The organism is Deinococcus sp. YIM 77859 (assembly GCF_000745175.1).
Lineage (GTDB): Bacteria > Deinococcota > Deinococci > Deinococcales > Deinococcaceae > Deinococcus.
On record NZ_JQNI01000002.1, the window covers coordinates 504,914 to 528,377 of the forward strand.

At 68.1% G+C, this 23,464-nt stretch carries 21 protein-coding genes; 10 read left to right on the forward strand and 11 right to left on the reverse strand.

Features of this window, described 5'->3' with window-relative positions; genetic code table 11:
* Positions 1-2: 2 nt before the first annotated feature.
* Positions 3-2,825 carry a (Fe-S)-binding protein gene (locus EI73_RS02620; protein WP_034387577.1) on the forward strand — a complete coding sequence of 941 codons (2,823 nt, stop codon included), beginning with the start codon at positions 3-5 and terminating at the stop codon, positions 2,823-2,825.
* Positions 2,826-2,885: 60 nt separating this feature from the next.
* On the opposite strand, the gene ribE is transcribed toward EI73_RS02620, so the two are convergent.
* Genes ribE through ribD form a run of 4 tightly spaced genes read right to left on the reverse strand, consistent with a single transcriptional unit; the run spans position 2,886 to position 6,262 of the window.
* Complete coding sequence (ribE, locus tag EI73_RS02625; protein WP_034383927.1) at positions 2,886-3,347, reverse strand: 6,7-dimethyl-8-ribityllumazine synthase; 462 nt, start codon at positions 3,345-3,347, stop codon at positions 2,886-2,888.
* A complete protein-coding gene (locus EI73_RS02630; RefSeq protein WP_034383929.1) occupies positions 3,334-4,545 on the reverse strand; it encodes a bifunctional 3,4-dihydroxy-2-butanone-4-phosphate synthase/GTP cyclohydrolase II in 1,212 nt (403 codons plus the stop codon). The genes ribE and EI73_RS02630 overlap by 14 nt, the downstream gene beginning before the upstream one ends.
* Positions 4,542-5,183 (reverse strand): riboflavin synthase, encoded by a 642-nt coding sequence (locus EI73_RS02635; RefSeq protein WP_034383930.1) that lies wholly within the window; start codon positions 5,181-5,183, stop codon positions 4,542-4,544. Before EI73_RS02635 ends, EI73_RS02630 begins: the two co-directional genes overlap by 4 nt.
* On the reverse strand, positions 5,183-6,262 hold the full coding sequence (ribD, locus tag EI73_RS02640) for a bifunctional diaminohydroxyphosphoribosylaminopyrimidine deaminase/5-amino-6-(5-phosphoribosylamino)uracil reductase RibD (RefSeq protein ID WP_034383931.1): 1,080 nt from the start codon (positions 6,260-6,262) through the stop codon (positions 5,183-5,185). The genes EI73_RS02635 and ribD overlap by 1 nt, the downstream gene beginning before the upstream one ends.
* Before the next feature lie 345 nt (positions 6,263-6,607).
* Here ribD and EI73_RS02645 point away from each other — a divergent pair, with 345 nt between their 5' ends.
* Together EI73_RS02645 and EI73_RS02650 are read left to right on the forward strand one after the other, a co-directional pair.
* Complete coding sequence (locus EI73_RS02645; protein WP_034387580.1) at positions 6,608-7,453, forward strand: DegV family protein; 846 nt, start codon at positions 6,608-6,610, stop codon at positions 7,451-7,453.
* Between the two features lie 4 nt (positions 7,454-7,457).
* Positions 7,458-8,654, forward strand: coding sequence for a serine hydrolase (locus tag EI73_RS02650; protein WP_034383933.1), 1,197 nt, complete (start codon positions 7,458-7,460; stop codon positions 8,652-8,654).
* A gap of 8 nt (positions 8,655-8,662) precedes the next feature.
* Here EI73_RS02650 and EI73_RS02655 read toward each other — a convergent pair whose 3' ends face one another.
* Positions 8,663-9,685, reverse strand: a complete 1,023-nt coding sequence (locus EI73_RS02655) for a bifunctional oligoribonuclease/PAP phosphatase NrnA (protein ID WP_034383935.1) — start codon at positions 9,683-9,685, stop codon at positions 8,663-8,665.
* A gap of 147 nt (positions 9,686-9,832) precedes the next feature.
* Here EI73_RS02655 and EI73_RS02660 point away from each other — a divergent pair, with 147 nt between their 5' ends.
* From EI73_RS02660 to aceA, 3 genes are all read left to right on the forward strand, one after another.
* Positions 9,833-10,504 carry a hypothetical protein gene (locus EI73_RS02660; RefSeq protein WP_231557269.1) on the forward strand — a complete coding sequence of 224 codons (672 nt, stop codon included), beginning with the start codon at positions 9,833-9,835 and terminating at the stop codon, positions 10,502-10,504.
* A 44-nt stretch (positions 10,505-10,548) separates the two neighbouring features.
* On the forward strand, positions 10,549-11,181 hold the full coding sequence (locus EI73_RS02665) for an HAD family phosphatase (protein ID WP_034383940.1): 633 nt from the start codon (positions 10,549-10,551) through the stop codon (positions 11,179-11,181).
* A gap of 247 nt (positions 11,182-11,428) precedes the next feature.
* Positions 11,429-12,742 (forward strand): isocitrate lyase, encoded by a 1,314-nt coding sequence (gene aceA, locus EI73_RS02670; RefSeq protein WP_034383942.1) that lies wholly within the window; start codon positions 11,429-11,431, stop codon positions 12,740-12,742.
* A 112-nt stretch (positions 12,743-12,854) separates the two neighbouring features.
* Here the strand turns inward: aceA and cdd are convergent, their stop codons facing one another.
* The 5 genes from cdd to EI73_RS02695 form a co-directional block, all read right to left on the reverse strand.
* Positions 12,855-13,292: a cytidine deaminase gene (gene cdd / locus EI73_RS02675; protein ID WP_034383944.1), complete on the reverse strand. Its 438-nt coding sequence runs from the start codon at positions 13,290-13,292 to the stop codon at positions 12,855-12,857.
* Positions 13,285-14,625: a hemolysin family protein gene (locus EI73_RS02680; RefSeq protein WP_034383947.1), complete on the reverse strand. Its 1,341-nt coding sequence runs from the start codon at positions 14,623-14,625 to the stop codon at positions 13,285-13,287. The genes cdd and EI73_RS02680 overlap by 8 nt, the downstream gene beginning before the upstream one ends.
* Before the next feature lie 262 nt (positions 14,626-14,887).
* A complete protein-coding gene (locus tag EI73_RS02685; RefSeq protein ID WP_034383950.1) occupies positions 14,888-15,262 on the reverse strand; it encodes a diacylglycerol kinase in 375 nt (124 codons plus the stop codon).
* Complete coding sequence (ybeY, locus tag EI73_RS02690) at positions 15,259-15,726, reverse strand: rRNA maturation RNase YbeY (protein ID WP_034387582.1); 468 nt, start codon at positions 15,724-15,726, stop codon at positions 15,259-15,261. Before ybeY ends, EI73_RS02685 begins: the two co-directional genes overlap by 4 nt.
* Before the next feature lie 94 nt (positions 15,727-15,820).
* Positions 15,821-16,885 (reverse strand): PhoH family protein, encoded by a 1,065-nt coding sequence (locus EI73_RS02695; RefSeq protein WP_034383952.1) that lies wholly within the window; start codon positions 16,883-16,885, stop codon positions 15,821-15,823.
* A 258-nt stretch (positions 16,886-17,143) separates the two neighbouring features.
* Here EI73_RS02695 and aroE point away from each other — a divergent pair, with 258 nt between their 5' ends.
* Genes aroE through EI73_RS02715 form a run of 4 tightly spaced genes read left to right on the forward strand, consistent with a single transcriptional unit; the run spans position 17,144 to position 22,887 of the window.
* Complete coding sequence (gene aroE / locus EI73_RS02700; protein WP_051935387.1) at positions 17,144-17,977, forward strand: shikimate dehydrogenase; 834 nt, start codon at positions 17,144-17,146, stop codon at positions 17,975-17,977.
* Positions 17,977-21,216 (forward strand): PAS domain S-box protein, encoded by a 3,240-nt coding sequence (locus EI73_RS02705; RefSeq protein WP_051935388.1) that lies wholly within the window; start codon positions 17,977-17,979, stop codon positions 21,214-21,216. Before aroE ends, EI73_RS02705 begins: the two co-directional genes overlap by 1 nt.
* Positions 21,213-22,457: a hybrid sensor histidine kinase/response regulator gene (locus EI73_RS02710; RefSeq protein WP_051935389.1), complete on the forward strand. Its 1,245-nt coding sequence runs from the start codon at positions 21,213-21,215 to the stop codon at positions 22,455-22,457. Before EI73_RS02705 ends, EI73_RS02710 begins: the two co-directional genes overlap by 4 nt.
* Positions 22,458-22,476: 19 nt before the next feature.
* Positions 22,477-22,887, forward strand: coding sequence for an OsmC family protein (locus tag EI73_RS02715; RefSeq protein ID WP_034383956.1), 411 nt, complete (start codon positions 22,477-22,479; stop codon positions 22,885-22,887).
* Here EI73_RS02715 and EI73_RS02720 read toward each other — a convergent pair.
* Entirely contained in the window at positions 22,850-23,464 is a 615-nt protein-coding gene (locus tag EI73_RS02720; RefSeq protein WP_051935550.1) for a Maf family nucleotide pyrophosphatase, read from the reverse strand. The two genes, EI73_RS02715 and EI73_RS02720, sit on opposite strands and share 38 nt — an antisense overlap.

Sequence of the window (23,464 nt, forward strand, 5' to 3'; positions counted from 1 at the left end):
CCTTGCTGCCGCTTGAACACAAAATCCTGTTCTTCCTGTTTGCTCTGGTTGCGACCGTGTTCGGTCTCTGGGGCTTTTACCGCCTGTATCTGCGGATCCGCCGGGGTGCTCCCGCCTCGGAAGTGCGCTGGAACGAGCCGGGATCGCGCCTGTGGTACGCCCTCAAAACTTCGCTGACGCAGGAGCGCACCTTTCGCCGCCGCCCCTGGATCAGCGTGCTGCACGCCTTCATCTTTTACGGCTTTGTCTATTACCTCCTGGTGAACGTCGTTGACGGCCTGGAGGGGTACTTCACCTTTCATATCCTGTCCACCCACCCGCTGGGGGCGGTGTATAACCTGCTGGCCGACGTCCTGAGCCTGCTGGTGCTTGTCGGCGTGCTGGGGCTGCTGATCCGCCGCCTGTGGACGCCGCGCAAACGGGACTTTCGCTTCAACGAAAAAACCCTGCTGCACCCGCTGGTCAGAAACCGGTACATCCTGCGTGACAGCCTGATTGTTTCGGCCTTTATTACCTTCCACGTGGGCAGCCGCGTGCTGGGCCAGGGGGCCAAGATGGTGCAGGAGGCGCGTGAGTTTGGGCACTTCGACGCCTTTCAGCCCTTCTCTTCGTTCGTGGGGGCGACGCTGTTTGGCGGTGCCTCCGAGGCGGCGCTGGAGGGCTGGCGCATCTTTGGGTACTGGGGGGCGCTGGGCAGCGTGCTCGCCTTCCTGGCCTACTTCCCGTATACCAAGCACATCCATATCTTTATGGCCCCCGTGAATTACGCGCTGAAGCGTCCCGTCGGCTCGGGGGTCCTTCCGCCCATGAAGGGGCTGGAAGAGGCGATGGAGGCCGAGGAACCCCAGCTGGGTGCCCACAAGCTCGAGGACCTGGAGTGGCCCCGCCTGCTCGACGCCTACGCCTGCATTCAGTGTAACCGCTGCCAGGATGTGTGCCCGGCGAATGCCACCGGCAAGGCGCTCTCGCCCGCCGCGCTCGAGATCAACAAGCGCATGGAGCTGAACGTGATCGGTGCCCATCCCAGCCCCTTTACCCTGAAGCCCGCCCCCTTCGAGACGGGAGCAAGCACGGCGCAGCCCCTCTTGGAGTACGCGATCAACGAGGAGTCGGTGTGGGCCTGCACGACCTGCGGCGCGTGTATGCAGGTTTGTCCGGTGCAGGACGAGCAGATGCTCGACATCATCGACATCCGCCGGCATCAGGTGATGGTGGCCGGAGAGTTCCCGGCGCAGCTTCAGACGGCTTTTCGGGGCATGGAGCGCGCGGCCAACCCCTGGGGCATCTCCCGGGACAAGCGCCTGGAGTGGGCCGAGGGGCTGCGTGTGCCGACCATCGACGAGAACCCCGAACCCGACGTGCTGTACTGGGTGGGCTGCGCGGCCTCCTATGACCCCGGTGCGCAGAAGGTGGCCCGCGCCTTTGTGCAGCTGCTGGATAAGGCGGGCGTCAACTACGCCGTGCTGGGCAAGAAGGAAGCCTGTACCGGCGACAGCGCCCGCCGCGCCGGGAATGAGTTTTTGTACCAGCAGCTCGCTGCGGAGAATGTGGAGACGCTCAACAGCGTGCGGCCAAAGCTGATCGTCGCCACCTGCCCGCACTGCATGAACACGATCGGCCACGAGTACCGCCAGATCGGCGGGCACTACCAGGTGATTCACCACACCGAGTACCTCGAAAACCTTGTCGCGGCTGGGAAACTGCCCCTCGCGCAGCTCGAGGGCGCGGTGACCTACCACGACCCCTGCTACCTGGGTCGTCATAACGGCGTGTACGACGCGCCTCGAGCGCTCATCACGCGAATGGCGGGCGAGGTGCTGGAACTGGAGCGCCGCCGCGAGAACTCGTTTTGCTGTGGGGCTGGGGGGGCGCAGTTCTGGAAGGAGGAGGAAGAAGGCCGCGAGCGCGTCAGCGACAACCGCTTCCGCGAGATTCAGGCCCGCCTCGATGCCGCAAAAGAAGGCAAGGTGCTCGCCGTGGGCTGCCCCTTTTGCAAGTCTATGATGAATTCCACGCCCGAAAAGGCGAAGCGTGATGACATCGTGGTCAAGGACGTGGCCGAGCTGCTGCTGGAAAGCGTGGGGCGTGCGGCGGGCGAATGGGCGGTTCCGACGGCTGCGCCCGAAAGCACGCTGGAAGCGAGTGCCCAGCCCGTCGTCCCCAACGCCGAGCTGCCGATGGAACGCACCGGAGCCGCGCCCTCTGCCGGTCTGGCCGTCACCGCTGGTCCCACCAACGCCGATGTGGAGAATGCCCAGCCTGGGAGTCCCGTCACGACTCCCGAGACCCAGCCCGAAGCGCAGGCTGCCGCGCCCAGCCCGGCGACTTCCAGTTCGGCCGACGCCTCGCCGCGCAAAGCCTGGAGGCCGAAGAGCAGCGGGGATGACGTGGTGAAGGAAGCGGTCAACGATCAGCCGTCAGCGGTCAGCGAGACGCCTGCAAAGGCTCCCCCCGCTCGTCCGGTGTGGAAGCCGAAAGCTGCTGCGGATGACGTGAATCCTGCGCCGGTGACGGAAGCAGCCAGCGAGGCACCTCCCGTGGAGACCGCGCCCACGCGCAAAGCCTGGAAGCCAAAAGCGCAGGCGGCGAGCGCAGCTCCGGCGGCACCGCAGGAACAGGTGGCGGCGCCCACAGCAGACGCCGTTCCGGTGAGCGTCGCCACGCCTGCTCCCGCCCCGGGCGAGCGGCGCAAGTGGCAGCCCAAGGCGAAGGCCGAAGCGGCACCGGAACCCGCGCCGGTGGCCGAAGCGCAGGCGCCCGCGGAGGAGCCCTCCACCTCGAGCGAAGGTGGGCGCAAGAAGTGGGTGCCCAAGAACAAGGCCTGAACGCCCCTGAGGAAAAAACGCCGTCCACAGGGGCGGCGTTATTGGTTGAGGCTGAACACTTTACAGCAGCCGCAGCAGGTTCGCTGTCTCCACGGCGGCGAGGAGGGCTTCGGCCCCCTTGTTGCCCGCCTTGGTTCCAGCGCGCTCAATCGCCTGCTCGATGGTATCGGTGGTCAGGATGCCGAAGGTGACGGGAACGCCGCTGTCGAGTGCGATGCGGGCCAGGCCGCTGGTCGCGCTGCCGGCCACGAAGTCGTAGTGGTCGGTCGCTCCCTTGATGACTGCCCCAAGGCAAACCACGGCGTCGTAGTGGCCACTCTCCGCGAGCTTCTTGGCGACCAGCGGCACCTCAAAGCTGCCGGGAGCCGTGACAAGGGTGAGGTCCTCGCGGTTTCCCCCGTGCTGCACAAAGGCGCTCTCGGCCCCCTCGACGAGGCGGTCGACGATGAAATGGTTCCAGCGGGTATTCACCAGGGCAATCTTGAGGCCTGTGGCGATGAGGTGAGCTTCAATCCTGTGCATGCTGTTCCTTGTCCAGCAGGTGGCCGAGCCGGGCCTGCTTCGTTCGGAGGTAGTGGTCGTTGTACGGATTGTGGCCGACCTGGAGGGGAACGCGCTCCACCACCTCCAGCCCGAAACCGCTGAGGCTGGCCAGCTTGCGGGGGTTATTCGTGAGCAGGCGCAGCCGCCTGACCCCCAGCAGTGCGAGCATCTGCGCGCCGATCCCGAAATCGCGGGCGTCGGCGGGGAAACCCAGCCGCAGGTTGGCCTCCACCGTGTCCGCTCCGGCATCCTGGAGGGCGTAGGCCCGGATCTTGTTCAGCAGGCCGATGCCGCGGCCTTCCTGCCGCAGGTACACCAGCACGCCCCGGCCCTCGTGGGCGATCGCGGCCAGGGCGGCGTCCCGCTGCGCGCCGCAGTCGCAGCGCAGCGAATGGAAGGCGTCCCCGGTGAGGCACTCGCTGTGCACCCGCACCAGGGTGGGCTCTTCCGTGATCTCGCCCATCACCAGCGCGACGTGTTCTGCGCCGCTGAGGGTGTCTTCAAAACCCACCAGGCGGAACTCGCCGTACGGGGTAGGCAGCCGGGCTTCGGCCACCATTCGCAGAAAGGGATCGTGGGTCATGCGGTAGGCGATCAGGTCCGCGATGCTGCCGATCTGCAGGCCGTGCCGCGCGGCAAACACCTCCAGGTCGGGCAGGCGGCTCATCGTGCCGTCGTCGCCCATCACCTCGCAGATCACTCCAGCGGGCGCGAAACCGGCCAGGCGTGCGAGGTCAACCGCCGCCTCGGTGTGACCGGTGCGGCGCAGCACCCCGCCGGGACGGGCGACCAGCGGAAAGATGTGCCCGGGGCGGCGGAAGTCTTCTGCTCGGGCGGCCGGGTCGATCAGAGCTGCGGCGGTCGCCGCTCGGTCAAAGGCGCTGATGCCGGTGGTGTTGCTCACGTGGTCCACACTGACGGTAAAGGCGGTGCCGTGTGCGTCGGTGTTGTGCGTGACCATCGGCGGCAGGTCGAGTTCGCGCGCGCGTTCCTCCGTGAGGGCCACGCAGATCAGACCGCGCGCCTCACGGGCCATGAAGTTGATCCATTCGGGCGTGACGGTGGCGGCGGGCAGTACCACGTCCCCCTCGTTCTCGCGGCTCTCGTCGTCCACCATCAGGACAGGGCGGCCCGCTCGCAGCTCGGCGAGCAGGGTCTCGACGGGGGCCAGGCTCATGGCGTGCCTCCTGCCGTGAGGGCAGTCGTCGCGAGCAGCCGCTCAACGTACTTGGCGAGCTGGTCGGCTTCCAGGTTGACCTGTTGCCCCACCTGCCAGGTTCGTAGGGCAGTCACCTCCAGGGTGTGCGGCACCAGCCAGAGGGTGAACTCATGGGCAGCAAGGTCGGCGCGGCTTCCTGCCGGGCCCCCGACATCGACCACGGTGAGGCTCACGCCGTCCACCGTGACACTGCCCTTGGGCACGAGATACCGCGCCAGGGATAGGGGAGCGCTCACCGTGACCGTGAACGCGCCGGGTTGGGCCTCGATCGCCAGGACTTCCCCCACGCCGTCCACGTGCCCCGAGACGATGTGTCCGCCGAACCGCGCGTCTGCCCGCATGGCCCGCTCCAGATTCACAAGCTCGCCCGGCCGCCAGCGGGGGGCAGTTTTTGCCAGCGTCTCGCGGGAAAGCTCTGTGGTGAATCCCGCCGTGTCCCGGGAGGTGACGGTGAGGCACACACCATTCACGGCGATGCTCTCCCCCAGAGCCACATCCGGCCACATCCGGTCTGGCGCGACGGTCACCCGCAGATGCCCCTGATGGTCCACGGCGTGGGTGACGCGCCCGGTCTGTTCGACAATTCCGGTAAACATCAACTTCTCCCGAGAAGGGCCGCTGCCGCCTCAGGCGACAGGGTGGGAATATCGTGCAAAAAGCCCTGAATCAGCGTGTCCGTGCCGAGCTGTTCGGTGGTTACGTCCCGGAGGGTGCGGGCGAGGTGCATCGCCTCCCGCGGGGGGCGGTCCAGCGGGGGCAGACCGGCTCCCAGCAGTTTGGGGGCGACAAAGACCCGCACTTCGTCCACGGCGTCCGCCTCCACAAAGGCTCCGGCAAGGCGCGGCCCGCCTTCGAGCAGCAGGTCATTCACGCCCAGCTCGCCCAACCCCAGCAGGGCCTCGAGCAGGTCCGCCGCAGGCAGAACAGTGACGCCCCGCGCCTCGTAGGGGTCCGGCGAGGTCTGTGGGCCCGTCACGAGAATGCTCCCCGGTCCCAGGGCGCGTGCGGTCGCGGGAACACGCCCGCGCCGGTCAAACACCACTCGGCGGGGATCGCGCCCACCGGGAACGCCGCGGGTGGTGAGGGCCGGATCGTCGGCCAAGACCGTGCCGCTTCCGACGGCGATGGCGTCGAGTTCGTTTCGCCAGCGGTGGACCCTTGCCCGGGCCGCCTCGCCCGTGACCCAGCGGCTGTGGCCGTTCGGCGCCGCGACCTTCCCGTCGAGGGTCATCGCGTACTTCAGCACCGTCCAGGGTCGCCCGCGGGTCACGCGGCTGCGGAACCCGGCCTGCTGACGGAGGGCTTCTGCCTCCAGCACGCCGGTCGTGACCTGTATTCCCGCGTTCAGGAGCTTCTGGCGGCCCTGTCCGGCCACGAGGGGATGAGGATCGAGCGCCGCGATCACGACGCGTGCGACGCCCGCCCGAATCAGGGCATCCGCGCAGGGCGGCGTGCGGCCGTGGTGGGCGCAGGGTTCCAGCGTGACGTAGGCGGTGGCCCCCCGCGCCTGCTCGCCCGCCTCGCGCAGCGCGAACACCTCGGCGTGTGGTTGGCCCGCCGCCGGGTGGAACCCGCGGCCCACCGCCTGACCGCTCTGCACGAGGACACAGCCCACCGGCGGATTGGGCGCCGTGCGCCCGAGGGCCTGCGCGGCGAGCGCAAGCGCCTCACGCATCCAAACTTCATCCGGTACATCCGGTAGATACTTCCCCAACAGTGACGCCAGCCCGCGGGGAGCGGGCCCGGCTTCCTCCTTCTCTCATCCGGACTGCGCGGTTCCCCGCAGGGTATGACCGCTTCACCGTCGGCCCCGGAATCGCACCGGGTCGGGCCGGGCCGTGCTGCTCGATTGGCCGGGCTTCGCGGGCTGACGCGGACGCACCTGCTGTGCGGCGCGATCACCGCCGGTGGGGAATTGCACCCCGCCCCGAAGGATGGCGTGTCGCCGCGCGCACTCTAGCGCATGGCGGCCCCGCCGGGGGAGACGGTGTTCCAGACCACCCGCGTTAAGATGACGTTTATGACCATCGCCATCGTCACCGACTCCACGAGTGACCTCCGTCCGGAGCTGCGGGCGCCGTACGGCATCCGGAGCGTACCCCTGTATGTGCTGTTTGACGGCAAGATGTACCGGGACGGCGTGGAGATCCAGCCTGAAGACCTCTTTCGGGGACTCAAAGAGGGAAAGAAGACGCCCTCGACCTCCCAGCCCAGTCCTGCAGAATTCGCGGCGGTCTACCGCGAGGCGCTAGAAAGCGCGGATCAGGTGCTTAGCCTTCACATCAGCGGTCAACTGTCGGGCACGGTGGGAAGCGCGCGTCTGGCCGCGCAGGAGTTCGGGGACCGCGTGACGGTGGTGGACAGCCGCTCGGTCAGTATGGGCCTGGGCATGCAGGTGTTGCGCGCTGCTGAGCGTGTGGCGGAGGGCCGCAGCGTGCCGGAGATCGTGGCCGAGCTGGAACGGGTGGCGGCTCAGGCGGACATCCGCTTTACGGTGGATACCCTAGAGTTTCTGAGAATCAATGGCCGCATCGGGGGTGCGGCGGCGCTGCTGGGCGGCCTGCTGAACATCAAGCCGATTCTGACGGTAAAGCAGGGCCGGGTGGAATCCGGCGGGCGCGTGCGGGGTCACAAAAAGGCGATTCAGGACATTGTGGACCACGTTCGCCGGTACGTGGAGACGCACGGGGGAGCGCGGGTCGCCTTCCTGGCCACCGTGGGCGGCGAAGAGTACCTGCGGGAGGTGCGCGCGGGCTTGAGCGGCGTGCCCTTTGAGGACATGGGTGATCACCCTATCGGCGCAGTTGTCGCGACCCACGCGGGGCCCGGGACCGTCGGCGCGACGCTGGAACCCATCACCGCCTAAGGGCATGGCCCCACCTCCTGCCCTGCGGAACAAGGGCCGGTACGTGCTGCTGGCACTGGCAACCGCTGGGGGCCTGTGGGCCTGCCGCCGCCCGGAGGCAGCCGCTCCCCCCGTGCCCGCCCACGCGACCGCTCCGGCCCCGCCCGAAGTGATCCCCGCGCCTCCCTCCACGGAGCCGGGTCCCCAGCGGCCCGGCTGCTTGGGAAACGCGCCCGCTGCGGCGCAGGCCCCGCCGCCACCCCTTCCCCTGAGTGGGCGTCTGGGGCTGTGGGTGGCGGAGGTGGATCCCCGAACGCTGCGGCCCCTGCGGGCCGTCGCCCGCAATCCCGACGCGGTGTTTCCCCTGGCGAGCACGTACAAGCAGGCGGTGCTGTGGGCGGTGCTGCGGCAGTTTGACGCGGGAACCCTACAGCCCACCGAGCGGTTTGACGTGACGCGCGCAAACCAGAGTCTGGGGGCCTATCCCTACGACGGCACGAACGTCAAGGACCTCACCGTCCGCATGATTCGCAACAGTGACAACACGGCCACGGATATCCTGCACCGCCGTGTTGGCCTGCGGGCTGTACAGGCGGTCGCGGACGAGCTGGGGCTCTGCCGCACCCGCCTGATCCTGCCCACGAAGACCTGGTGGGTGGCGCAGGCCGGGCTCTCGAAGACGTTCAACGGCACCCACCGCTGGGACACTGCGACCGGCGAGGAACGCGAGCGCCTCGCGGCCGCCATCGACGCCGACGCGCAGCAGTACCGCGCGGACTATCTCCAGCGCAGGCTGGATGAGTATTTCGAGGGCGAGCCGGACCCGCGGGATGACCTGCGCGTCCACAACCTCAGCACGCCCTACGAGTTCGCCACCCTCCTGGTGCACGAGTACCTTCGCCCCGGCTTAAGCCCCCGCGCCCAGCAGTGGCAGCGCGAGGTCGCCGCCCTGGGCTTTGGCCGCTCCGCTCTGAACGCCGCGGCCGCGCACAACGTCGCCGCGTTCTACGGGAAGGGTGGAAACGGCTGGCGGCTTCTCACGTACACCGGGTACTTCCAGACCAAGGACGGCCGTCACGTCGTGTACGCCTTGATGCAGCACGGCGCGAACGAGACATATACCATGCCCAACACCCGCCGCGCCTTTGCCTGGATCAACGCCGCAGTAGATGTGGTGCTGGGCGAGCAGAAAGCGCCCCTCGCGAGCACCGCCGGGCACTGATGCCCCCCTTAGATGCTGCTGCCGTTCGCCGCCGCGTCCACCCGGGCGAGTTCCTGCGAGGCGGCCTCCTCCAGCCGGGCACGCGCTTCGGGGTAGGGGAGGGGGACGGTGGCCCCGGCGGCCGGGACGTGGCCTCCGCCGCCGAGCGCTACAGCGATGTTCTGGGCACTGACGTGACCCCGCGAGCGCAGCGAGAACTTCACGCGGTCCCCGTAGTCCTTGGCCAGCACGGCGAGGACCGAGCCCTCGGCACTGCGCAGGAGGCTCACGTAGGTTTCGGCATCCTCCCAGGTGGCACCGGTGCGCTCCAGCATGGCTTCGTCCACCCGGGCGAGCACCACGCGGCCACCGTGCAGGAATTCCAGCGTGCCGAGCACCTCGCGCAGCAGGGTGTAGTAGCTGCGGGGGTTCTGACCGAGCTGGTCACTCAGCCAGCCCAGCCGCGCGCCGTGAGCGCGGAGCCGGGCGGCAGCCTCAAAGGCACGCGGCGTGACGCTGTCAAAGCGGAAGGACCCCGTATCGGTGGAGAGCCCCAGCAGCAGCGGCGTGGCAATGGCCTCCGACCACGGTGCGCCCAGGGCATCGACCACGTCTGCAACCATCATCGCCGTGGCGGGCTGCCCGGGGTCCACGACCAACGCGGCGGCCCGGCGAGCATTCGTGCCGTGGTGGTCGATATTCACCACCTCGCCGGTGAAGGTCGTCAGGTCTGCCCCCGCCACCCGTGTGGGATCGTTGTTGTCCACGTCCAGCACGGCGGCAAGCGCTCCCTCAGGCCACTCGCCGAGCGGCCCGCTCAGTTCTCCTTCCTCGGGCAGAAAACGCAGGTAGCGCGGCACGTCGATCGGCGCCACCACCAGCTTGCCCAGCGCCCGCAGCGCTCGCGTGAGCCCCAGGACGCTGCCCAGGGCGTCCCCGTCCGGGTTCTCGTGCGAGAGAACCACGATGGGCCCGGAATGCGCCCGCAGTTTGGCCGCGACCGCCGCGACATCCTGGAGGTACGTGGGGGCGGCTTCGTTCATGCCGGTCATGGGGCCGAGTATAAGACCGATTCCAGCGGAGGCCTGTTCGGCTTGTTCTCCCTGGACAGGGCTCCAGCGGAGCAAAGCGAGTGGGAATGTGCGGCTGGGTACGGGAATGAAATCCGTACCGGGCAGAGCCGCGCTATGCTCGCCCACGTGCCCGCTCTCAATCTCGCGGCCCTCACGACCGAAGAGCTTCAGGCCCTGCTCGGGGAGGAGGGCGCACAAAGCCGCCTGCCGGACGTGAGCCGTGCTCGCCTGGAGGGCCGTCCCCTGCTCGGCCCGCTCCTGCCCGCGGCCCTGACCTTTGAGCCGCTGGCCGAGCGCCCCTGGGGCGCGACGCCCGAGGAGAGCCGCCGCCTGACCGCGCTGGACGCCGAGCTGCGTGCGGCCGGAGCCGAACCGCTGGGGGTGTACTACGTGCCGCAGGAGCGGGCTGCGCGTCACCTCCGGGCCTACCTGTTCGGCCCGGAGGTCGCCGCTGCCCTGCGCTGGAGCGAGACGCCGGAGTTGCCCCGCAGCGGCCAGCCCTTTGTCGAGGCCGTCACCTGGCTGCGTGACCGAGCGAGCGGCGTCGCCTGCGTATTCAGCACCTCCGCGGCCGCAGTGCCCGTTCCGGCCCCCAGCGAGGCGGCTGATGTGCGCGTGCTGCCGGGGGCCTCTCCCACAGAACTGCTGACCCTCCACCGCCGGGCGGTGCTGCACCACGGGCGCGGGGGCAGGATCCATGGCGAGGAGGGCTGGAAGCGGGCCTGGCAGGAACTCCACGCGCTGAATATGGCCGCCTGGGCCCGCCGGGGCCTGCTGCTTCACGAGGCGGAGGGCTAGCCCGCCTGCCCCGGGGCAGGCCGGTCCTGCGCCACAATCGCTCCATGACGTTTCCCACCTCCCACGCCCCCCGTCACGTCGCTTTCGATTGGGGCGGCGTCTTTACGGTCGGCACCTTTGATGGCCGCTCTACCCAGAACCTGGCTGACCGCAGCGGCATTCCCGTCGAGCAGGTGCGCGAGAGCTACTTCCGGCACGTGCGCCAACTGGAAGTGGGGGCGTGGAGCCTCCCGCAGTTTTGGGAGGTGCTGCGGGAGGAGACCGGCATCACCCTTTCCTACGGGGAGTTTGAGGCGCTGTACCTGGGCAGCATCCACGACAACCTGCCCATGTACGCCACACTGGAGCGCCTGCCCCGTGAGGTGCGCGTTGGTCTGTTGAGCAACAACTACCCCGTGGTGTGTGACCACCTGCGCCGCGATCCCCGGTTTGCGCGCTTTGACGCCCTGGTTTTCAGCAACGAAATCGGGCACAAAAAGCCGCACCCGCATGCCTTTGCGGCGCTCGCGGAGGCGATGGGTGTGCCCGCCTCGCGGGTCGCCTTTGTGGACGATGTGGAAGAGAACGTCGAGGCGGCGCGGGCGGCGGGCTTTCACGGACTGCTCTATCACCACGAGCAGCACGCCGCCTTTGAGCGCGAACTGGGGCGGTGGCTCGGTCTGGCGGTAGGAACCTAGCGTCTTTTGGGTTGCCCCGTTGCGCCGCCTGCCCTTTCCGGGGACAAGGCGGCGTTGTGCTGGGCCACCGTGGTGGTGTACCTGACAAAGTGGTGTACCTCCCCTCCACACGAGTACACCACCTTTCCGGCGGGCGCCGCTTGCCCACAATGGCCTCGTCACCCCGAGGCCGCCAGCCTCACCGAAGCGTTTTCCGCTCCTGCCCGTAGGCAGGACCGTCCCTCTTTTTCTGAGCAAGGAGGCTCCCATGACCCCAACGCCCCGTACGCCCGCCGAAATCCTGGAAAAAACCTGGCAGACCGAGGAGCGCTGGCAGGGCATTCGGCGCAACTACTCCGCTGCCGATGTCGTTCGCCTGCGCGGCAGCTTGCCCATCGAGTACACCCTGGCGCGGCACGGCGCACAGAAGCTGTGGCGCCTGCTGAAAGAAGAACCTTTTGTGAATGCCCTCGGGGCCCTCACCGGGAACCAGGCGATGCAGCAGGTCAAAGCGGGCCTCAAGGCGATCTACCTCTCCGGCTGGCAGGTGGCGGCCGACGCCAACAACGCCGGACAGATGTACCCGGACCAGAGCCTTTATCCCGCCTCCTCCGTGCCGGACGTGGTGCGCCGGATCAACAACACCCTGCGCCGCGCCGACCAGATTCAGCACGCCGAGGGCCGGGACGACATCGACTACTTCGTGCCCATCGTGGCCGACGCGGAAGCGGGCTTCGGCGGTCCTCTGAACGCTTTTGAACTTATGAAGGCGATGATCGAGGCAGGGGCCGCCGGGGTTCACTTCGAAGACCAGCTCGCTTCGGAAAAGAAGTGTGGCCACCTGGGCGGCAAGGTGCTTGTGCCCACCTCGCAGTTTATTCGTACCCTGAACGCCGCTCGCCTCGCAGCCGATGTGTGCGGCGTGCCCACGGTCCTGATCGCTCGCACCGACGCCGACGCTGCCAACCTGCTGACCAGCGACATCGACGACAACGACAAGCCCTTTTGCACCGGCGAGCGTACCCCCGAAGGCTTTTTCTACGTCCGTCCCGGAATCGAGCAGGCGATCAGCCGCGCCCTGGCCTACGCGCCCTACGCTGACATGCTGTGGTGCGAAACCTCGGTGCCCAACCTCGAGGACGCTCGCCGCTTTGCCGAAGCCGTCCACGCGAAGTACCCCGGCAAGCTCCTCGCCTACAACTGCTCGCCCAGCTTCAACTGGAAGAAGAACCTCGACGACGAGACGATTGCCCGCTTCCAGCGCGAACTGGGAGCGATGGGCTACAAGTTCCAGTTCATCACCCTGGCGGGCTTCCACTCCCTGAACTACTCCATGTTCGAGCTCGCCTATGGCTACGCCCGCCAGCAGATGAGCGCCTTTGTGGAGCTGCAGGAAAAGGAATTTGCCGCGCAGGACCGGGGCTTTACCGCCGTCAAGCACCAGCGCGAGGTGGGCACCGGCTACTTCGACCTCGTCAGCACGGCGGCGGGCGGCGGCCAGAGCAGCACCACGGCCCTGACCGGCAGCACAGAAGAGCAGCAGTTCCACGGGGAAAAGGAGGTGGCTGCCGCCCACGACTGAACCTCCGCACCACGTCATGACCGTCGGAAGAGGGGAGAGCCGCCCAGGGTTCTCCCCTCCCGGCGCTTATGCGGAGCAAAACCGGCTGGGCCGCTCGTAGGAGCAGGAGCGCCTAGAGCGTTCCCACCTCGTGGCCATCGTCCCGCTGTTCCAGTCGGAAGCCGTGCGGCAGAAACTCCGCGACCCGCCCGCTCACCACGTCGCCATGCTGGTTCACGCAAACTACGCGGGCCTCAGGGCTGAATTCGAAGAGAATCTGGCGGCAGGCACCACAGGGGCTGGCCGGCGGCGTGGCTTCCGAGTACACCACGATCTCGGTGAACTCGCGCGCTCCAGCTGTCGCCATCGCCTGCACGGCACTCTGTTCGGCGCAGCGGCCCAGACCGTAGCTGGCGTTCTCGACATTCGCGCCGAAGAACACGCGGCCGTCGCTGGTCCGGAGCGCGGCGCCCACCCGGAAGCGGCTGTAGGGGGCGTAGGCCTGCTTGAAGGCGGCTTTGGCGCCCTCCAGCAGTTGCGGGTCAGGGAGGCTGCAAGAAACTTTACTCATGGGGCTGTTCCTCTTGAGGGGTAAAAAGCATCACCGTGGGAGCGCGTTCCACCCGCACGCGGGTCACGCGGCGCTGGTCGGCGTCCTCTACCGTGAAGACCCAACCGCTGTGCACAAAGCTCTGTCCGACCTCCGGAATGTCCCCGAAGTGGCTGGTCATGAACCCCGAGAGGGTGTCGTACTCACCCTCGCCGTCTTCGAGGTTGGTGCCCAGGCGCTCCTCGACCTCGCCCACGGTCAGGCTGGCGTCCATCAGGTAGACCCCTTCTGCGAGCACCTCGATCAGAGGTTTTTCCTCCTCGTCCGTCTCGTCATAGATCTCCCCTACAATCTCTTCTAGGGCGTCTTCCAGCGTGACCAGTCCGGCGGTACCGCCAAACTCGTCGACCACGATGGCCATATGCGATTTTTTCTCGCGCATCTTGGCGAGCAGGTCGTTGATCTTCATGCCCTCCGGCACGAAGTACACCGGCCGCATCACGTCTGCGATCAGGATCTCGTCAAGCTGGTCAAGGTGGTGCAGCACGTCACCCGTATGGACGATGCCCACGATGTTGTCAGGGCTGTCCTGGTACACGGGCACGCGCGAGTACCCGTGCTCGGCATTCAGTTCGAGGAGGCGCCGCAGGGGGGAAGACGCGTCCACCATCACCATGTCAATGCGCGGCGTCATGACCTCGCGCACCGTGGTGTCGGACAGGTCAAACACGTTGTAGACGAGTTCCTTTTCCTCGTCCTCCAGCACGCCTTCCTGGCTGGAGGCGCTGACGATCATCCGGATTTCCTCTTCGGAGTAGGCCGTGTGGTGTCCCGCCACACCCTTCAGGCCAAACATGCGCACCACCCCGTTGCCCAGCGCGTTCAGCCCCCGGATGGCCCACTGGAAAATGCTGGTAAAGACCAGCAGGGGCCGGGTCACCAGCAGTGCCACCTGCTCGCTGCGTTGCAGGGCCCAGGACTTGGGCGCGAGCTCCCCGAAGACGATGTGCAAGACCGTGCTGATGGTAAAGGCAACGCCAAACGAGATCGCGGTGATCTGCCCTTCGGTCAGCGTGGTGTCCCCCAGCAGCGGGTGAACCAGATGCTCGATGGCGGGCTCGGCCACAAAGCCGATCGCCAGGCTGGCCATGGTGATGCCCAGCTGCGTCGCGGCGATGTACAGGTCGAGGTTTTGCAGGGCACTCTGGGTGGCCCGAGCCGTCGAGTTGCCCTCCTCGGCGAGCTGATCGATGCGGGTGCGCCGCACGCTCACCAAGGCGAACTCCGCCGCGACGAAAAAGCCGTTCATCAGGACCAGGACGAACAGGGCAACGATACCGAGAATGTCATTCATGGATGGGCGCGCTCCTTCGCGCCCCGGCGTTCCGCAAGGCCCATGCTGCCCACCCCACTTCGCAGGAAGCCGGGTGTCGGTCGCCGGAATCTGTGGTGCCCGTCAGCAAAAAACCCGCCCGCAGGCGGTGAAGGCCGGGCATCCGCTCAGAGCCAGAACTGGGAGGCTCCATAGATGCGACAGAGTCTAGCACAGCCTCCTTTGGGGAAAGGGCGCTTGATGAACCTTCTGAAAAGGCCAGGGAACGGGCGAGAGGCGTGCTCTAGGTCAGCAGGCGCAGCAGCGCTGGCCCCAGCACGGCCACTCCGACAAGCAGTGCGCCCAGGCTGCCGACGAGGACAGCCCCCGCGGCGGCGTCCTTGGCCGCTTTGGCGAGTGGGTGCAGCCCCGGGCTCGCGAGATCAACCACCGCTTCCAGGGCGGTATTGAGCAGTTCCAGGCCCAGCACAAGCGCGCAGGCCAGCAGGATGGGTGCGAGCGGCGCGCGCAGCCCCAGCGCCAGCCCCAGGGCCAGGACGGCGGCCCATACCTCGATGCGAAAATTCGCCTGGGTGCGGTAGGTATGCGCGATGCCCGCCCACGCAAAGCCCGCCGAGCGCACCCAGCGGCGCAGGGAGAGCGCGGAGCCGCCGCTCATGCCCCCTCGGGGAGGGCCGCTCGCGCCGCCGCCCAGGCGTCATGAAACACCTGCCATTCCGGCCCGGTCGCGCCCTCTTCGAAGCCCAGGCCCTCCGCGTGCGGGTGGTCGTGCCCGACGAGATGGGTAAGGCCGTGGCTGGCCAAGAGGGCCACCTCCCGTGTGAGGGAATGCCCCCGCGCCTGCGCCTGTCGCCCCGCCGTGTCCAGGCTGATGATGATGTCTCCCAGGTGCGGCGGCATAAAGGGGTCCCCCGGCTCCCAGGTTGGAAAACTCAGCACGTCGGTGGGTGCGTCCTCGCCCCAATGCTCGCGCTTGAGGCGGCGAATGGTCCGGTCTCCCACGAGCACCACCGTCACCTCGCGGTCCTCCACGCCGAAATGCCGCATCGCGGCGGTAAGAGCGGCGCGCAGGGCTGGACGCAGACCGGGGGGCGGCGTCTTGCGGGCAATGAGGTCGATCACGTTCGCAGCATAGGGCAGCAGGGGTACGGAGCAGCGCGGCCTCAACAGGCGGGAGCAGGAGCCTTGCTGGCTCTCTGCCCCCGGCGTGCCCCGGTTACCGGTCCCCTTCGTCCTCTGGAATGCTCGCGAACTCGCCCCGCCGCGCGGCGCGTTTGTCCTGTTCGGCCTCCTCGGCCTTCTCGTAGGCTTTGATGATGCGGCCAACCAGCGGGTGACGCACCACGTCCACATCGCTGAACTCGTGCCAGGCGATGCCCTCGATGTTGCCCAGCACGCGCCTAGCGATGGCGAGCCCGCTGGTCACGTGGCGCGGCAGGTCGATCTGCGTCACGTCGCCGGTCACGACGACCTTGGAGGAAAAGCCCATGCGCGTGAGGAACATCTTCATCTGCTCGCCGGTGGTGTTCTGCGCCTCATCGAGGATGATAAAGGCGTCGTTGAGGGTCCGGCCGCGCATAAAGGCCAGCGGGGCCACCTCGATCACGCCGCTCGTGAGGTACGACTCGAACTTTTCCTGGTCGAGCATGTCGTACAGCGCGTCGTACAGGGGACGCAGGTAGGGATCGATCTTCGCCTGAAGGTCACCGGGCAAAAAGCCCAGCCGCTCGCCCGCCTCCACAGCCGGGCGGGTCAGGATGATGCGCTTGACCTTTCTGGCTTTGAGGGCCTGCACGGCCATGGCCACGGCGAGGTAGGTTTTCCCCGTTCCAGCCGGACCGACACCAAAGGTGATGTCGGAAGACTCGATCTTTTCGAGATAGGCCCGCTGGCCGGGCGTCTTGGGTTTCAGGCTGCGCGGAAGACTCAGGCCCGTGACCTGCGTTTCCTGGGCCAGGCTGCGGCCCTCGCCACTGAGGCGGGCCGAGCGCAGCAGGCTCTCGGGCGTGAGCTCGCTGCCGGAGCGCACCACGTCGAGGGCGTCACGGACCATGCGTTCGGCGGCCTGCACGTCGGCCTGGTCTCCGGTGATGGTGACGGTCTCGCCCCGCGCGATGATCTTGGCGGGCGTGAGTTCACGCATCCGGCGCAGGTTCGCGTCGCCTGCGCCCAGCAGCGCAAAGGCTTCCCGCTGGTTGGCGAGCTGCACCGTCGCGGTGCTGCTGGCAGTGGGCGAGGGGGTGGGGGTGGTGTTGGGCCGGCCGGGAGTACGGTCTGTCAATGTGGCTCCTGTCGTTGGTGCTGGGGTGCGGCAAGGCGCACTCTCCCCCCACGCGTGGTCTGGGGGAGTCGGGGAGGAAAGACGTCATTCGGACACGCTTATTTTCTGGCGTGCTGGCTGGGGGAGGCGTGGGCCGGTACACAATCTCTGGCCCTGCGGGGCCGCCTAAGGGAAGTGTGAACGGGGGCGCAAAGGCTCGCCGCGCTCGCGCCCTCCCCAACGGAACCGTACACTAGACTCGAACGCGTGGACTCCGGCATGACCCTTTCTGGTAGGCCTGTTTCTGGCGTGTGGCGTGCCTTTCTGTACGCTGATCCGGCCGCGCATTCCCTCTCTCCAGCGCTCCACCGTGCGGCCTTTGCGCACGCCGGCTTGTCCGGCGAGTACGCGGCGGTGCGGGTGCCCTCCGCGGCCCTGCCCGCCGCACTGGAACGGCTGCGCGCTCCGGACGTGCTGGGCGCGAACCTCAGCCTGCCGCATAAAGAGGCCGCGCTGCCGCTGCTCGACAGCCTGTCGGAGGCTGCGCAGGCGATAGGGGCGGTGAACACGGTCATTCACCGCGGAGGGCGGCTGATCGGAGAGAACACTGACGCGCCGGGCTTTCTCGCGGCTCTGGCGGATGCGGGCGCACCCGCGGCGGGTGTGGCGGTGGTGCTGGGCGCGGGTGGTGCGGCGCGGGCGGCGGTGTGGGCGCTGCGCTCGCAGGGGTGGGACGTGCGGGTGGTCAACCGTACGCCGGGCCGCGCTCAGGCGCTGACCCGTGACCTGGGCGGTTTGGCCCAAGCGCGGGAGGAGGTGCCCTGGGAACAGGTGAGCCTGGTGGTGAACGCTTCCAGCGCAGGTCTCGCCCATCAGGACGAAACGCCGCTACCCGGCTTCGACTTTGCGGCCCTGCCGCCCAGCGCGCTGGTGTACGACATGGTCTACAAGCCGCGCGAGACCCGGCTGCTGCGGGAAGCTCGTCGCGGCGGCCTCCAAGCGGAAAATGGCCTCTCGATGCTGGCCCATCAGGCGCGCCTGGCCTTTGTGGCCTGGACGGGCGTCCGCGTACCGGTCGGCGTCTTTCTGGCGGCGCTGGAGGAGGCCGCCTGATGCTCTCCCGTCGCCGCAGGTGGCCGCTCGCCGTGCTGCTGCTGGTGCTGCTGCTCAGCCTATGTGCGGCGGCCCTGCTGCACCGCTTCGTGCTGGACCAGCAGGAGGCCCGTTTTGAGCGGGAGGTGAGCGCCTATACCTCCAGCCTGGAGGGCCGCCTCAGCGACTACGAGAATCTGCTGCGCGGCGTCCGCGCCTTTTGGCAGATGCAGGGGACGCCTGACCAGGCCGCCTTTTCGGCCTATGTGGACAACCTGGCGCTCTCCCACCGCTATCCGGGCGTGCTCGCGGTGGGTTTTGTCGAGTGGTCGCAGGGGCGGGCTGGACCGCGGGCCGTGATCGAACGAATCGCGCCCCTGCACGCCACCAACCGCGCTGCCCTGGGCTTTGACATGATGACCGAGCGTTGCCGCCGGGCTGGCATCCTCCGGGCCCTGGCCCACGGCATGACCCAGATCAGTTGCCCGGTGAAGCTGGTGCAGCGCGACGAGGAGGGCAGGCCGCTGGACGGCATGCTGCTCTTTCTCCCGGTGCGCCAGGGCGACACCCTGCGGGGCCTGGTGTACCTCGCGCTGCGTACGGACCAGTTTCTGGCGGCCCTGGTGCCCCCGGATGCGGTCGCAGGTGTCAACGTGCGGGTGCTGCTGAACGGAGAGCGGCTCAGCCCGGGCCCCGCAGCACCGGAGGACGGCTTTTCTCAGCGCGTTCTTCTGAACCTTGCCGGAGCCGAGTGGACGTTGGTGCTGGGCGCGCCTGCGACCTTTGGCCGGGATGCGGCGGCGGCCGTCCCGGTGCTGTTGCTGGTGGCCGGTTTGCTCGTGGCGGGCCTGGCCTTTTTGCTGATGCAAAAGCAGGTGCAGGCGCGGGAACGCGCCGAGAGCGCAGCGGCGGCGGTGGCCGAGTCTCAGGCGCGTCTGGAGCGCTCCCGCGCCGAGTTCGAGGCGATCTTTCAGGCCATCCAGGACGCGGCGGCCTTTACGGATCCCGAGGGGCGGGTGCGGCTGGTCAACCGAGCGCTGGGTCGGCAATTCGGGTACACCCCGGAGGCGTTGATCGGCCAGCCCCTCGCGGACCTGCACCTCGACCGCCGCCTCGCGGGCCGGGCGACCTTCCAGGCGCTCACCACCCCGTACCGCCGCGCGGATGGGAGTGTGTTCTGGGGCGAAGGACAGCGCAGCGAGGTGACGGCGCCGCAAGGCGAACTGCTGGGGCTTCTGGAGGTGGTGCGGGACGTGACGGAGCGCGTCGAGGCTGAGCGCGCCCTTCAAGCGGGAGACCGCCGCTCCCGCGCGGTGCTGGACGCTATTCCGCATGTCCTTTGGGTGAGCGATCCGCAGGGGCAGGTCACGTACGTCAACGCCCAGCACCGTGAGCGCCTGGGTGGGGATCACGTTCATGACCGCGTGCACCCGGAAGACCGCCCCGTCTACGAGCGCCTGTGGCGGGATGCCTACGCCAGCGGCGCGCGCACCCAGTGTGAGGTTCGCCTGGCGGTGGGGGAGGGCCGTCAGTACCGCTGGTTCGTGGTGCGCGTCGCGCCCATCTCCAGCGAGGCCGGTCACGGGGGAGAAGGTCGCGTGACCGAATGGGTGGCTTCGGCCACCGACATCCATGACCGCCTGGTCGCGGAGCGGCTCGCGCAGCGAAGTGAGGAACGCTACCGCGCCGTGCTGGAGGGCATGCCGCAGATCGTGTGGCTGACCGACCCGCAGGGCCAGCCCACCTACTTCAACCGCCGCTGGGAGGAGTATGTGGGGGCAGACCGCGCGGGGTACGGGTTCCTCAGCCTGGTGCACCCCGACGACCGCAGCGAGTACCAGGCCCGCTGGGCGGCGGCGGTGCAGGCGGAGCGGCCCTTTGAGGCGGGACACCGCCTGCTGGGCCAGGATGGCCGCTACCGCACCTTTGTCACCCGCGGCCTACCGGTGCGGGGCGCGCAGGGACAGGTGATCGAGTGGGTGGGCACAAGCACCGACGTAGATGACCAGGTGTACGCGGAAGCGGCTGCTCGTCTCCTCGCCGACGTGTCGGAACAGCTTTCCGCGCCCGCCAACGATCCCCTCGCCTCTCGTGGGGATCACTACCAGGCTGCGCTCGACCGGATTACCGCTCGCCTGGCCGAGAGTGCGGGGCTGTGGAGCACCACCCCCGACCTGACCCTGCTCGCGGCCTCCCGCCTGGACCCCCGCCGGGTATCACCCGCGACCCGTGAGGCCATTCGTCAGGCCTTGGATCAGGTGCTGCGCCACGAGGATCCGCTGTTTGTTCAGGACGCGAGCCATCCTGGGCTGCATGAGGTGAACGCTTCCGGCGCGGCCCTGTACCCGCTGGTCGGCCGGGATGGGTCGGTGCGGGGTGTGCTCGGCCTGACCTACCGCCAGCCTCCCACCGACCGTGACCACGAGCTGGCCCACGAACTCGCCAAGCGGTTCGCCACGGCCCTCGACAACGACGCCCTGCGGGCTCAGGCCGAGACGGCCCGCGCGGATCTAGAAGCGCTCAACCAGTCGCTGGAGGAACGGGTGATGCAGCGCACCCTGGAACTCCAGGACGCCAACCGCGAACTCGAAGCCTTTAGTTACAGCGTCTCGCACGACCTGCGCACGCCGCTGCGGCACATCGTGGGCTTTGGAGACCTGCTGCGCAAGGACGCGGCCGGGCAACTCTCCCCCAAGGGCGAGCGGTACCTCTCGGTGATGACCGATGCGGCGGGCCGGATGAGCCAGCTCATCGACGACCTGCTGGAGTTCTCGCGGATGGGCCGCCGCGAGCTGCGCCGCGGGCCGGTCGATCTGAGCGCAGTCGTGCAGGAGGCGTGGCACAACCTGGAACCCGACCGGGCGGACCGCGACATAACGCTCGAGCTCGCGCCGCTCCCCACGGTGCAGGGTGATGCGGGGCTGCTCACCCAGGTGTTTACCAACCTGCTGGCCAACGCCATCAAGTACACCCGGACCCGCGAGCACGCCCGCATTCAGGTCACGGCCCAGCTGAACGGCCCCGAAGTGACGGTCACCGTCCGTGACAATGGCGTAGGTTTTGACCCTCGCTACACAGATAAACTGTTTGGCGTGTTCCAACGTCTGCACCGCGCCGAGGAGTTCGAAGGGACCGGGATTGGTCTGGCGAACGTTCGCCGCATCGTGACCCGCCACGGGGGCCGCGTTCGTGCCGAGGGCTTCCCCGGACAGGGAGCCGCCTTTCACGTGACCCTGCCCCTTGGTGGAGGCACCCCATGACCAGCACCGGACTCGCCATGCCGGAACCCGGGCAGCCCCTGCGGGTTCTGCACCTCGAAGACAACGAGCTCGACCATGAACTGGTGGTGATGAGCCTGGATGGCGAGCTGCCCTGGCCGCTTGACATCCGCCGCGTGGAGGACGAGGCGGGCTTCCTGGAGGCCCTGGAGACGTTCCAACCACATCTCGTCCTGAGTGACTACGCGCTGCCCAGCTATGACGGCCTCTCGGCCTTCCGCGCCGCGCACGCCCGGTCCCCGCACCTTCCCTTCATCATCGTGACCGGCGCGATGGGCGAGGAAACGGCGGTCGATACGCTGCGTGAGGGCGTGACCGACTACATCCTCAAGCAGCGTCTGGAGCGCTTGCCCCCCAGCGTGAGGCGTGCTGTTGCCGAGGCGGATGCCCGCGACCGCCGCGAGCGGGCCGAGCAGGAAATCCGGGAGCTCAACCTCTCCCTCCAGGCCCGGTTGGAGGAGGTCGAGCGGCTGCGCGGCATCGCGGAAGCCCAGCGGCAACGCTTGGAAGTCCAGGCCGAGCAGCTGGAAGAAGCCCTGAAACTCCAGAAGACCTTTCTGGCCGAAACCAGCCACGAGCTGCGTACGCCCCTGACCGCCCTGCTGGGGTACCTGCGGCGCGCGGAGCGTGAGGTGGGGGGCTCGCAGACCCTGCAAGACGCCCAGCGCGTCGCTGAGAATATGACCCGGCTGGTCAACGATCTGCTGCAACTCTCCCGCGGCGAACTCGTGCAGGGCATCGAGATGCACTTTGTGAACCTGGGCAATATCGTCCGGCAGGTGGGCCGCGACTACGGCGTGCAGGCCGACGCCCCTGACCTGGAGATCATCGGCGATCCGGGCCGCCTCACCCAGGTGTTCGTGAACCTGGTGAGTAACGCTATCCGCGTCTGCGGCACGCCCGATCTGGTGCGCCTGAGCGTGACCCAGGAAGACGGGCGGGCCTGCGCCACGGTGGTCGACCGCGGTCCTGGGATTCCCGATCACGTCAAGCCGCGCATCTTCGACAAGTTCTACCGCGGCAAGGAGGCGGGCTCGACGGGGCTGGGCCTGACCATCGCCCAACAGGTCGTTCATTCGCATGGGGGCACCATCGAGGTGCTGGACACACCTGGTGGCGGCGCGACCTTCCGCGTGTGCCTCCCCCTGCCCGACGAGGATGAGGAAGACTTCGACCTCGGTGACCGCCTGTCCGAGCTGGACCCAGAAGACCAGACGGCCTGAGCCGCGCTAGGCTGCTGGCATGACGACACCCCACAAGAAAACCATGCACGTCACCTGGCTGGGCGAGCAGCGGTACGTCGGCGTCAGCGAGAGCGGCCATCAGCTCCTGATCGACAACAGTCCCGTCAAGGTGGGCGTCTCCCCGATGGAGGCCCTGTTGGGGGCGCTCGCGACCTGCACCGCCTATGACGTGGTGGAGATCATGAAAAAGCGCCGCACTCCCCTGGCGAGCTACCGCATCGAGGTGGAAGGCGAACGTGCCGACACCAACCCCAAACGCTACACCCGGATCACGGTGCGCCATATCGCGAGCGGCGAGGGCGTGACGGAGGACGCGCTAGAAAGGGCCGCCCACCTCAGCCACGAGAAGTACTGCTCGGTCGCGGCCAGCCTCAACAGCGAGATCGTGGTGGAGACGCGGGTCGAATAGCCCTGGGGGCTTGCCCCTCCCCCCATACCGCCACGCCCGCGCCGCGCAGCAGCCGGATCACCAGCGCGAGCGGAAAGCCCACCACGTTCGAGTAATCCCCATTGACGCGCTCCACCAGCGCCATGCCAGCGCCCTGAATGCCGTAGCCGCCCGCCTTGTCGCGGCCCTCACCGGTCGCGGCGTAGTGGGCGATCTCGGGTTCGGTGAGGGTGCGGAAGGTCACGTCCGTTCGTTCCACGCCCCCGGACTCCTGTCCGCCGCTCACGACCGTGACGCCCGTGTACACCTGGTGGGTTCGTCCCGAGAGCCGCTGCACAAAGGCGCGGTTCTCGGCCTCGTCCCGCGGCTTGCCCAGCAGGTCGCCGCCGGCGGCCACCACCGTATCCGCCGCGATGACCACGGCGCCGGGGTGGCCTCGCGCAACGGCCCAAGCCTTGAGCGAGGCGAGTTCTCTGGCCAGCCGCGCGGGGTCACGTTCTGGGCTGTCTTCCGCCTCGCCGCTCACCACGACGCGGAACGGCACGCCCAGATGTGCCAGCAGCTCTCGCCGACGCGGACTGCCCGAGGCAAGAATCAC

What these genes read in the sequence shown, in the direction of transcription:
- ribE (WP_034383927.1), bottom strand. Translation starts at nt 3,347, where the DNA reads ATGCACAGGATTGAAGCTCACCTCATCGCCACAGGCCTCAAGATTGCC.
- EI73_RS02630 (WP_034383929.1), bottom strand. Translation starts at nt 4,545, where the DNA reads ATGAGCCTGGCCCCCGTCGAGACCCTGCTCGCCGAGCTGCGAGCGGGC.
- EI73_RS02635 (WP_034383930.1), bottom strand. Translation starts at nt 5,183, where the DNA reads ATGTTTACCGGAATTGTCGAACAGACCGGGCGCGTCACCCACGCCGTG.
- ribD (WP_034383931.1), bottom strand. Translation starts at nt 6,262, where the DNA reads ATGCGTGAGGCGCTTGCGCTCGCCGCGCAGGCCCTCGGGCGCACGGCG.
- EI73_RS02645 (WP_034387580.1), top strand. Translation starts at nt 6,608, where the DNA reads ATGACCATCGCCATCGTCACCGACTCCACGAGTGACCTCCGTCCGGAG.
- EI73_RS02650 (WP_034383933.1), top strand. Translation starts at nt 7,458, where the DNA reads ATGGCCCCACCTCCTGCCCTGCGGAACAAGGGCCGGTACGTGCTGCTG.
- EI73_RS02655 (WP_034383935.1), bottom strand. Translation starts at nt 9,685, where the DNA reads ATGACCGGCATGAACGAAGCCGCCCCCACGTACCTCCAGGATGTCGCG.
- EI73_RS02665 (WP_034383940.1), top strand. Translation starts at nt 10,549, where the DNA reads ATGACGTTTCCCACCTCCCACGCCCCCCGTCACGTCGCTTTCGATTGG.
- aceA (WP_034383942.1), top strand. Translation starts at nt 11,429, where the DNA reads ATGACCCCAACGCCCCGTACGCCCGCCGAAATCCTGGAAAAAACCTGG.
- cdd (WP_034383944.1), bottom strand. Translation starts at nt 13,292, where the DNA reads ATGAGTAAAGTTTCTTGCAGCCTCCCTGACCCGCAACTGCTGGAGGGC.
- EI73_RS02680 (WP_034383947.1), bottom strand. Translation starts at nt 14,625, where the DNA reads ATGAATGACATTCTCGGTATCGTTGCCCTGTTCGTCCTGGTCCTGATG.
- EI73_RS02685 (WP_034383950.1), bottom strand. Translation starts at nt 15,262, where the DNA reads ATGAGCGGCGGCTCCGCGCTCTCCCTGCGCCGCTGGGTGCGCTCGGCG.
- aroE (WP_051935387.1), top strand. Translation starts at nt 17,144, where the DNA reads ATGACCCTTTCTGGTAGGCCTGTTTCTGGCGTGTGGCGTGCCTTTCTG.
- EI73_RS02705 (WP_051935388.1), top strand. Translation starts at nt 17,977, where the DNA reads ATGCTCTCCCGTCGCCGCAGGTGGCCGCTCGCCGTGCTGCTGCTGGTG.
- EI73_RS02710 (WP_051935389.1), top strand. Translation starts at nt 21,213, where the DNA reads ATGACCAGCACCGGACTCGCCATGCCGGAACCCGGGCAGCCCCTGCGG.
- EI73_RS02715 (WP_034383956.1), top strand. Translation starts at nt 22,477, where the DNA reads ATGACGACACCCCACAAGAAAACCATGCACGTCACCTGGCTGGGCGAG.